The organism is Paenibacillus cremeus, from assembly GCF_007786445.1.
GTDB lineage: Bacteria > Bacillota > Bacilli > Paenibacillales > NBRC-103111 > Paenibacillus_G > Paenibacillus_G cremeus.
The window spans coordinates 1-8,224 of record NZ_VNJI01000097.1 but is presented as its reverse complement, the minus strand read 5'-3'; the positions used below and the strand labels follow the sequence as shown (position 1 = coordinate 8,224).

Below are 8,224 nucleotides of genomic sequence, written 5' to 3'. Positions count from 1 at the left end.
CAAAAGAAAAGATGGAACAACAGACTGAACGAAAGTGTACTTCGAAGAAGATTTAGAAAAGATCCCTTAGCATACCTTCAAAAACTTGAAAACAAACATAGTGTGTTGGTTATTCCGCTGTAGAAAAAAAAAACGATCCCAAGGATCGTTTTTTTGATATGCCAATTTCGTGTTTTAGGTTAGAGATCAGGCTGAAGTTCTCAGCCAGCATCCATAACGTAATGCTAATTGTTGCCTTGATTGTTGGAATCGTTCAAATCGGAAGTGTATTCGTAAAGCTGAGGACGGATATGTTCACGCAAAAATCACCGGTACTGCCGTCCGCCGCGCCAATATTCGTCTTGGATGTACTTTTCGGCGCTATTTGAAGTACATCACCAAACGTAACGTCTCCACTCGCGCCTGTGATTTTGATGGGGGCTACAATAATAGAGAATGGATTTTGTTGATATTAAACCCCTTTTTAAATCGCTCCAGCCTTATACAATTCCTTTTGTATCAAAATTAACGCTGGATAAACCGTACCGCCGTACGTTGCCATCTGCCGAGAAAAAATAACACCTATTTGCCCAAACAAGAAAACGATCCTCTTGGGATCGTTTTTTTGATCAGAATACCCGCAACTCGCGGGTATCACCCTAACTTACGGCAATCGCACGAATCTCAGCCAGCGTCGCTTCATCTAGCTTCACATCAATTGCCGGCAGAACGCTAAGAATATGATCCGGTTTGCGGACACCTACGATGGAACTCGTAATCGCCGGATTCATGAGGATGTAGGCAACTGCGAGCTGTGGAAGGGTGATGCCAAATTGGTTGGCAATGACATTCAGCTTTTCCGCACGATCCACGTTGCTTTTTAAATCTACCGTGTGAGCTTTGTTCCGTGATCTCCAATCGTTTTCGCTGAACTTGGTTTCATAGTTGTAATTGCCAGACAGTAGTCCCGAAGTTAATGCGCTATAAGAAACGACTCCAATGCCTTTCTCCTGACAGTAGGGCAAGATCTCTTTCTCCACCGCAGGTCTTAGAATCGAATAGGGAGGCTGCAAAGAATCTACATGCCGAACCTTGAGAGATTCCTCCAGCAACGGAATGCTGTAATTGCTTACTCCAACGAATCGAACTTTGCCATCCTGCACCAGCTTATCCATTGCGCGCATGGTTTCTTCAGCAGGAGCATTCGTATCCGTATCCGGCCAATGCATCTGGTAAAGATCGATGTAGTCCGTGCCTAGCCGTCGTAAGGAATCTTCCGCTTCACGAAGGATGGAAGCGTAAGACCCGTTTTTGGAAATCTTATTGTTCTCATCCCAAACCAATCCACATTTGGTAGCGAGAACAACCTTGCTGCGAACGCCCTTCAACGCTTTACCGATCACCTCTTCTGAGTGCCCGCGCCCATACGCAGGCGCTGTATCAAAGAAGGTAATCCCTGCATCCAATGCCGCACGAACACTCTCAGCGGTCAGTTGATCGTCTTGTCCGCCCCAATCTCCGCCAGCTGCCCAAGATCCGAATCCAATGGCCGATATTTCCGGGCCATTCTTGCCTAATTTACGATATTTCATGGATTACTTCTCTCCCAACATCATGTGATCAACTTCCATTTTATTATATCGCTGCTTGGGTACAAAACGATTTCATTATTGTTTCAAATCTTGAAGCAATTCGTCCATCCACCATTACTGAGACTAATTTTCATTCATTCCGAGTTACCAAATCGGAACGAAGCCGTTGATCTCTTCTAATATAGAATCGATTTCCTGTTGCACATCCGGTGTTAGCAGAACCTCGCACGCCTTAACGTTCTCTTCCACCTGCGAAGGACGGCTCGCCCCGGCGATAGCGGAGCTCACTCCAGGCTGCCTGAGAACCCATGCAATGGCAAGTTGCGATAGCTTGATTCCAAGTCCGGCTGCCAGATCCTCCAATTTTCCCACGGATCGAAGCACATCCTCCTTTAGGTAGCTACTGATCCAGCGATTGATGGCTTGGTTCGAAGCACGGCTGCCTTCAGGCACCGACTGGCCCGCTTTATATTTTCCGCTTAATATCCCCTGAGCAAGCGGCGAGAACACGACTTGACCCAAGCCTTCCTTCTCGCAAGTTGGAAGAACCTCCTTTTCTATATAACGGACAAGCATGTTGTAAATCGGTTGGTTGGAGATAAGCGGCCGCAAGCCGAGCTGCTTTGCCGTATGCGCGGCATCTGTGATCTGAGCGGCGGTCCACTCGCTCACTCCCGTATAAAGTACTTTGCCCTGCGAGACCAAATCGTCCAGCGCGCGAAGCGTTTCGTCGAGAGGCGTATCCACGTCATATCTATGGCATTGATACAAATCGATGTACTCTACTCCCATGCGGGCAAGGCTGGCGTTGCATTGCTCAATGATATGTTTGCGGGATAATCCTTTGTCATTCGGCCCATCCCCCATCGGAAAAAACACCTTGGTCGCAAGCACGTAGCTCTCGCGCGGATAATTTCTTAAGGCTTCCCCGACTACAACCTCCGAAGCCCCCTTGTTATACGCATTTGCCGTATCGAAGAAATTGACTCCTTGGTCGTATGCAATTTTTATGCAGTCTACCGCAGTCTGCTTTTCCACGGCCGTTCCATAGGTTAACCAGCTGCCTAAGCCGATTTCGCTCACCTTTAAACCGCTTCTGCCCAATTTCCGGTACTTCATTACAAGCTTCCTCCCTAAGTATGGTCTTTAGGTCATGCTAAAGTTAATTCCTGCGCGTGCCGTCAAGCTTCGCCAATCTCAACTTATAATAATCTCCATCCTGAAGCTGCTCCGCTTTCTTCACCAGCGTGGCAGCATCCTCGTACACGGATAGAACACGCCCATGATAGGGATCCAGCGTTCCCTCCGCCAAATGGTACGCAAGCTCGGGAGCCCAATGGGAGGGCACATCCCTTTTATCTTCGAACATTTGTGTGATGCGAGGCAAATACTTTTGCCCAGCCTCGGTTTCCCGCTGGTATTTGGTCATGTCGGTGTCGTTCAACCCCGGATCCATGGCAAAGGCCTTTACCCCGGTGCCAAGCAGCTCCGCGTCCAGATTTTCGGTCAGCCGGGCGATGGCGGTTTTGGAGGTGCCGTAGCCGTTCCCGTACTTAAATTCAGAAATCGTCCCGCCGCCAACGACGTTAATAATCCTGCCGTAGCCCTGCTCAATCATTTCAGGAACAACGGCTTGAATGCAATGGAACGTTCCGAACAGGTTGGTGAGCACGTCATTCTCCCACTGCTTCGGGTCAACCTCCCAGGTAGGCCCAATGGCGGCAAAAGAGCCGGCATTGTTCACCCAAACATGAACTTTACCGATATTGCTGCGAATATCCTTTACCGTTTGATGAACGGATTCGGAATCTTGGACATCGAGTCGGTAACACTTGCTTCCCGAGCTTAAAGCCTGCAGCCTCTCTTCCAGTTCCGCCAGCTTTTGCTTATCCCTGCCGGTTCCAACAACTGTGTACCCCCGCTCAGCGAAATAAACCGCCATATTTCTGCCGATCCCGCGCGTTGCCCCGGTAATCACCGCAACCGGTTTTGTCGACGTCATTTTCTTTTCCTCCTAGTAGAATCCTTCATATGGCCGAACGGCTTGAAATAATCATATAAGATACCGGAATTCTTTGTAAGAGCTGAAATTTAGTGTATTTAGTTACTTTTAAGTAACCTTCTCTATTTCGGCATGAAAAATCTGGTTTGGATAGGTATGTATTCAACAAAAGGGCTCTGACCCGTTCCGTTAGCAAGACCGGCCTCCACCCCTTGGACAGGTGTAACGAAGGAATGAGAGGGCTCGACCCGTTGAGACATGGGAGTGGAAACCTTCAGGGGCAGCGTGGAAAATGCATGCAATATATTGGAATTTAATGGAGTTTTTCTACACTCCTTTGTTTTACGCGCCTTCATGTTGCCTGCGTCTCGTGAGAAAACTAATTCGTACCGAGGGAGTTGAGAAGAGATCTGCATATGCGAAAACAGCCTTTCCATTTTATACACTAAACAAAAACCTTGTCATTTTGACAAGGTTTTTGTTTAGTGGCTACTTTTTTAATTTATTATTTATTTTGCGACAACTCAGCTTCATAGTTCGTCACATCTACGCCTGTGTAATTAACAATATGTGCATTGTGATTTTTTCCATCAAAAAGGAAACTTGTAATTAACGCAGCTGCGGCTACCGGGCTTTTAACATAATCACTTTCTGGCATTCCATTCAAATCAGTTGCCACAGCACCTGGCATCACGCCAAAAATTTGACGCTTGCTGCCAGTTTTGATAAATTCATTTCCGAATACCATTGTCATACTATTTTGCGCTGCTTTGCTTGTCAAATAAGCCAAAGGTTGCCAATATTGATTTCCAGAAATCGGGATTGTCACGTTCAAGATTTTCGCATCCTCTGTCAAATTTGACAAAAGCGATTTAATCAATTCGTGTGTACCGAAGAAATTCACTTCAACCGTTTGACGGAGGTCATCAGTCGTGTAATCAAACGCTGATTTGAACATATCTTTTTGACCTCGATGGGTTGCGATATTTCCTGGAATTCCTGCATTATTAACCAAAAGATCAAGCGTTCCGACTCTGTCTGCTGCTTCGTGTAAAGTTGTAAAATCGTTCAAATCAATCTTGATAAAGCTTGCTGTGATACCTTCTGCGGTTAAATCTGACACAGCTTTTTGACCGCGAATTTCGTCACGCGCACCCACCAAAATTTCATAACCACGTTTGCCAAGTTGGCGTGCAATTTCAAAACCAATTCCTTTATTTGCGCCTGTAACAAGTGCTTTCATCGTTTTTCTCTTTTCTTTAGTTATTTTTAGAGTTTTATAATAACTCATTGACAAAAAAATTAAAAATCTTCAAGTTATATTTTTCAATAGTCCATTAGCAAGCAGACCATTGTTAAGTATTGCATCAATAACTGCATCAATAACTAGTGCTAATACCATCGGTTATTCCGTCATTTGACGCCGCCTCTCACACTACCTTTATAATCGCTTGCTTGCGAATAACAAACTTGCCGTCATCGTCCGCTTAGTGGGTCGCATTAGAGCAGCGGTTTTTGATGTAATAACTGGACAAACAAGACTTTATCTCATTCCCGAAAACAAAATTGTCAACCTTTGTTACATATATGACAACTGGTAGGCTCAACGGAACCCCAAATACCTTTGAACGAACGTTCTCTAAGAAAAGTACTCATGAGGAATCTCACCAGTAAATACAAGGGTCAGTTAATCAGTAATGTTGCGATCAATGGCAATTGGGGTCAGAAACTACTAAGTAAGTGTTGAGAAAGCTTTATCAGTTCCGTTATCCTATCCCTTGGTTGAAGCAAACTCACCCACCATTTTTCTAAGTGCAAAAAGGCGATGGCTGAGGCCTTCCCCTCAATCTAAAAAAAAGAAGCTGGATCATCGATCTCAGCTCCTTACAGTTCAAACCGGTGGTTTTATTCTCGCACTGATGTTGATCCCAAACCCGTACCCGATCAGGTGCTTACCTTCCAACGTTTATACGGAAGTTTCTTAAGTATGCCCTTTTTTCAGTATAAGTCTTAGTCATTTAAAACTTAAGAGAAAAATGTTGACAAACTATTAGCTGGTTTTAGTTCAATCAACATAGCGCCTTGGCTGAACAAAAATCATAAGGCTATCGTCGAACTCTTGCGTGAAGGTCCTCTACCGCCTTCTTGAACCCTAAGTATGCCGACTTCAACCGACAACCGTTTGAATTAATCTATATCTTGAGGAGAAGAGGCTGAGATTCCAAATGCGTGATTGTGCCAAAAGATATTCTGTACCGCATCGGCCTGTGCGTTGCTGCAATCTACAATGACAACAACTTCAGTTTTGGGGGAGGTTCTTTCTTTGGACGCGTCCCACTGACAACCCGTTTGTTGTACACATCTCCAAGACCAGGCATGAAAAGTGACCAAATGACTGCCATCCACGGGTCCCGCTTCGTTAAATAGTTATACTGCAAGGCATTCATATGAGATACTTTAATTGGAGCGTTTTCCCCATGAGCTAAATAGGTCAGCTGGTTTGTGTCAACAGCCGACACATAGCTCGCCCACAGAGAAAAAACAAACGTTGTTGTGTAAAGAATGACGACCCATTTTCCATCCTGTTCGAGTATCCTTGTTGCCTCTTCTGTACGTCCAGTCAGTGTGTACACAATAGCAGTATTAAAGTGACCCTTTACATTAACAGCAACTTCCCAAAAAAACAAAAGCCACCCCTGAACAAATTGACCCATTAAAAAGAAACCAAAGCCCGGAAAGAAAAATGACCATGCTAGGGGTACTAGGGGGTTAGAATAATGAACAAAGTTCGCACAGGTTCCGTCCATGTTGAAGCGGATGCGTCGAGAGGTTTTTGTGATTTCATGAGATTATGATTTACAATTTTATACTGGTTTAAACATCTCTTACTGCACTACTTATGGCGCTAACCTCCCGTTACTTCAATAAACATCAAGAGGAGTGTCCTTGCGGCAGCGCCAAGCTATCGTGTCCCGTTAGCTTGATCAACTATTATCTGATGCCCCTTACTTATTGGAGGATAGCCTTCCTTCAATAAATCAATGATTTTTCTTGCCGAATCGGCCCCGTTCTTCATGCAGTCCGAGATCCCTGCGCCATAATAAGAGCATCCAGCAAGAATAATGCCTGGGAATACATCTGCCATGATCCTTTCAAGTGCATGGACGCTTTGCGGATGGGTAATCGAATAAATTGGCATTTGCCCGGTCCAGTCGGTGATCTCGTTAACGACAGGTTTGGCAGTAATTCCAAGCCCCTTCTCAATATCGCTAAGCGCCACCTTTAGCAGTCCATCGTGATCCAGATCCTTTATTAAAGCGTACGAAGGATGGCTGCTTTTATAAAATAGCCGGACGAGCAAATTTCCAGATTTGGACGTATGCTCCCATTTGCGGCTTGTCCACGTGCAAGCGTTGCAGAACAATTCATCGGTCGTCGCGGTAATAAATCCCGTTCCATCGGCGGGAAGCACTGAATCGGGCACGTCAAAGCCGACATATACGCTGATGAGCGAGCTGCTTTTCAATCCCGAGAATTGCTCTGTAAGGCTCGGATCGGCAAGAATCGGTTCTGCTGCCGTATGCGGAATACTTAGTACAATATAATCCGCTTCGATAATGTCCTGATCATCTAAGTGCACGAAATACCGTCCATTGTCCTTATCAATTCTGCAGACTTTAGTGTTTATCAGCAATTCTTTGGTCAGACCGGCTTGAAAGGCGTCTATTAGCGAGCCCAGACCGTTTTTCAGCGAGAAAAACTTCTTCTCACCAATCCTAAACTTCTGCTTGTTTGCTTCGAGCCCTTTAATAATGCTTCCGTATTGCTCCTTGTAGTCGATCAAGTAAGGTAGTGTTGAGGCAATTGTCAATTCGCTCAAATTCCCTGAATAGACCCCGGAAAGGACGGGAGCAATTTGCTTTTCGACTAGTTCGCTCCCGAGAAAATACTCCAGAAACGCGCCGACAGAATCGTCCTTCGTAAACGTCTCATTTTTCGTATATAAATCTTTTAGCGCCGCAACTTTGCCTTCTGCCGAGACGAGCGTACTCTTGGCGAGAGACTCGATGCTTGCCGGAATACCGAACACCGCGTCGTCCGGAATCGGCTTCAGATGTCCACCAGCGTATATGAAGGAGCGTCCAGTCGCGTTATAGACCACGTCACCCTTCAAGCCCAGTTCTTCAATCACGTTCATGTCGTCTATTTTTCGCGCTACAATAGAATCCGCCCCGGTCTCCATCACGAATTGTTTATGCCTGACGGTTTGAATTTTACCGCCTAACTGTGCAGACGCTTCAATTAATAAAAGCCTGACCGCAGCTCCGGTTGCCTTCCTCCATTTGCGAAATTCATGCATGGCCGACAGCCCAGTAATGCCGCCACCAATCACAATAATTGTTTTCAAATTCAACACCTCATGGTTTAGTTCCCATTAGTCATAATGAACGAGGCGGCCCCATTCGCTTAGCGTAGGTTACATTTGGTAACAATGTGTAGTGGATTCTACTAAAACCAAATGCAGAGTTACATTCGAAAGGAGCCGCTATTATGAAGGATTACACAAAATTTGTTGGTTTAGACGTATCAAAAGATTCAATTTCTGTTGCTGTTGCAGATACAGGACGTGGTGAGCCACGTTTTCTCGGAA

Annotated in this window: 7 protein-coding genes; all 7 read right to left on the bottom strand. The window is 45.4% G+C overall.

All coding sequences use genetic code 11. The features are described from left to right. Positions 1–253: 253 nt before the first annotated feature. Positions 254–409: a spore germination protein gene (locus FPZ49_RS34570; RefSeq protein ID WP_391563911.1), complete on the bottom strand. Its 156-nt coding sequence runs from the start codon at positions 407–409 to the stop codon at positions 254–256. Positions 410–638: 229 nt separating this feature from the next. Then, on the bottom strand, positions 639–1,571 hold the full coding sequence (locus FPZ49_RS34565) for an aldo/keto reductase (RefSeq protein WP_144855230.1): 933 nt from the start codon (positions 1,569–1,571) through the stop codon (positions 639–641). Positions 1,572–1,715: 144 nt separating this feature from the next. Beyond that, positions 1,716–2,690 (bottom strand): aldo/keto reductase family protein, encoded by a 975-nt coding sequence (locus FPZ49_RS34560; protein ID WP_144855228.1) that lies wholly within the window; start codon positions 2,688–2,690, stop codon positions 1,716–1,718. A 43-nt stretch (positions 2,691–2,733) separates the two neighbouring features. After that, a complete protein-coding gene (locus FPZ49_RS34555) occupies positions 2,734–3,573 on the bottom strand; it encodes an SDR family oxidoreductase (RefSeq protein WP_144855226.1) in 840 nt (279 codons plus the stop codon). A gap of 505 nt (positions 3,574–4,078) precedes the next feature. Next, a complete protein-coding gene (locus FPZ49_RS34550) occupies positions 4,079–4,816 on the bottom strand; it encodes an SDR family NAD(P)-dependent oxidoreductase (protein WP_144855224.1) in 738 nt (245 codons plus the stop codon). Positions 4,817–5,855: 1,039 nt separating this feature from the next. Next, positions 5,856–6,287, bottom strand: a complete 432-nt coding sequence (locus FPZ49_RS34545) for a hypothetical protein (protein WP_144855222.1) — start codon at positions 6,285–6,287, stop codon at positions 5,856–5,858. 248 nt (positions 6,288–6,535) lie between these two features. Continuing rightward, the gene (gene hemG / locus FPZ49_RS34540; RefSeq protein WP_144855220.1) at positions 6,536–7,981 is read right to left on the bottom strand and encodes a protoporphyrinogen oxidase; all 1,446 of its coding nucleotides are present in this window, start codon (positions 7,979–7,981) and stop codon (positions 6,536–6,538) included. Positions 7,982–8,224: the final 243 nt, after the last annotated feature.

Excerpts from the sequence above, each read along its gene's own strand:
- FPZ49_RS34565 (WP_144855230.1), bottom strand. The coding sequence starts at position 1,571 with ATGAAATATCGTAAATTAGGCAAGAATGGCCCGGAAATATCGGCCATT.
- FPZ49_RS34560 (WP_144855228.1), bottom strand. The coding sequence starts at position 2,690 with ATGAAGTACCGGAAATTGGGCAGAAGCGGTTTAAAGGTGAGCGAAATC.
- FPZ49_RS34555 (WP_144855226.1), bottom strand. The coding sequence starts at position 3,573 with ATGACGTCGACAAAACCGGTTGCGGTGATTACCGGGGCAACGCGCGGG.
- FPZ49_RS34550 (WP_144855224.1), bottom strand. The coding sequence starts at position 4,816 with ATGAAAGCACTTGTTACAGGCGCAAATAAAGGAATTGGTTTTGAAATT.
- FPZ49_RS34545 (WP_144855222.1), bottom strand. The coding sequence starts at position 6,287 with ATGGGTCAATTTGTTCAGGGGTGGCTTTTGTTTTTTTGGGAAGTTGCT.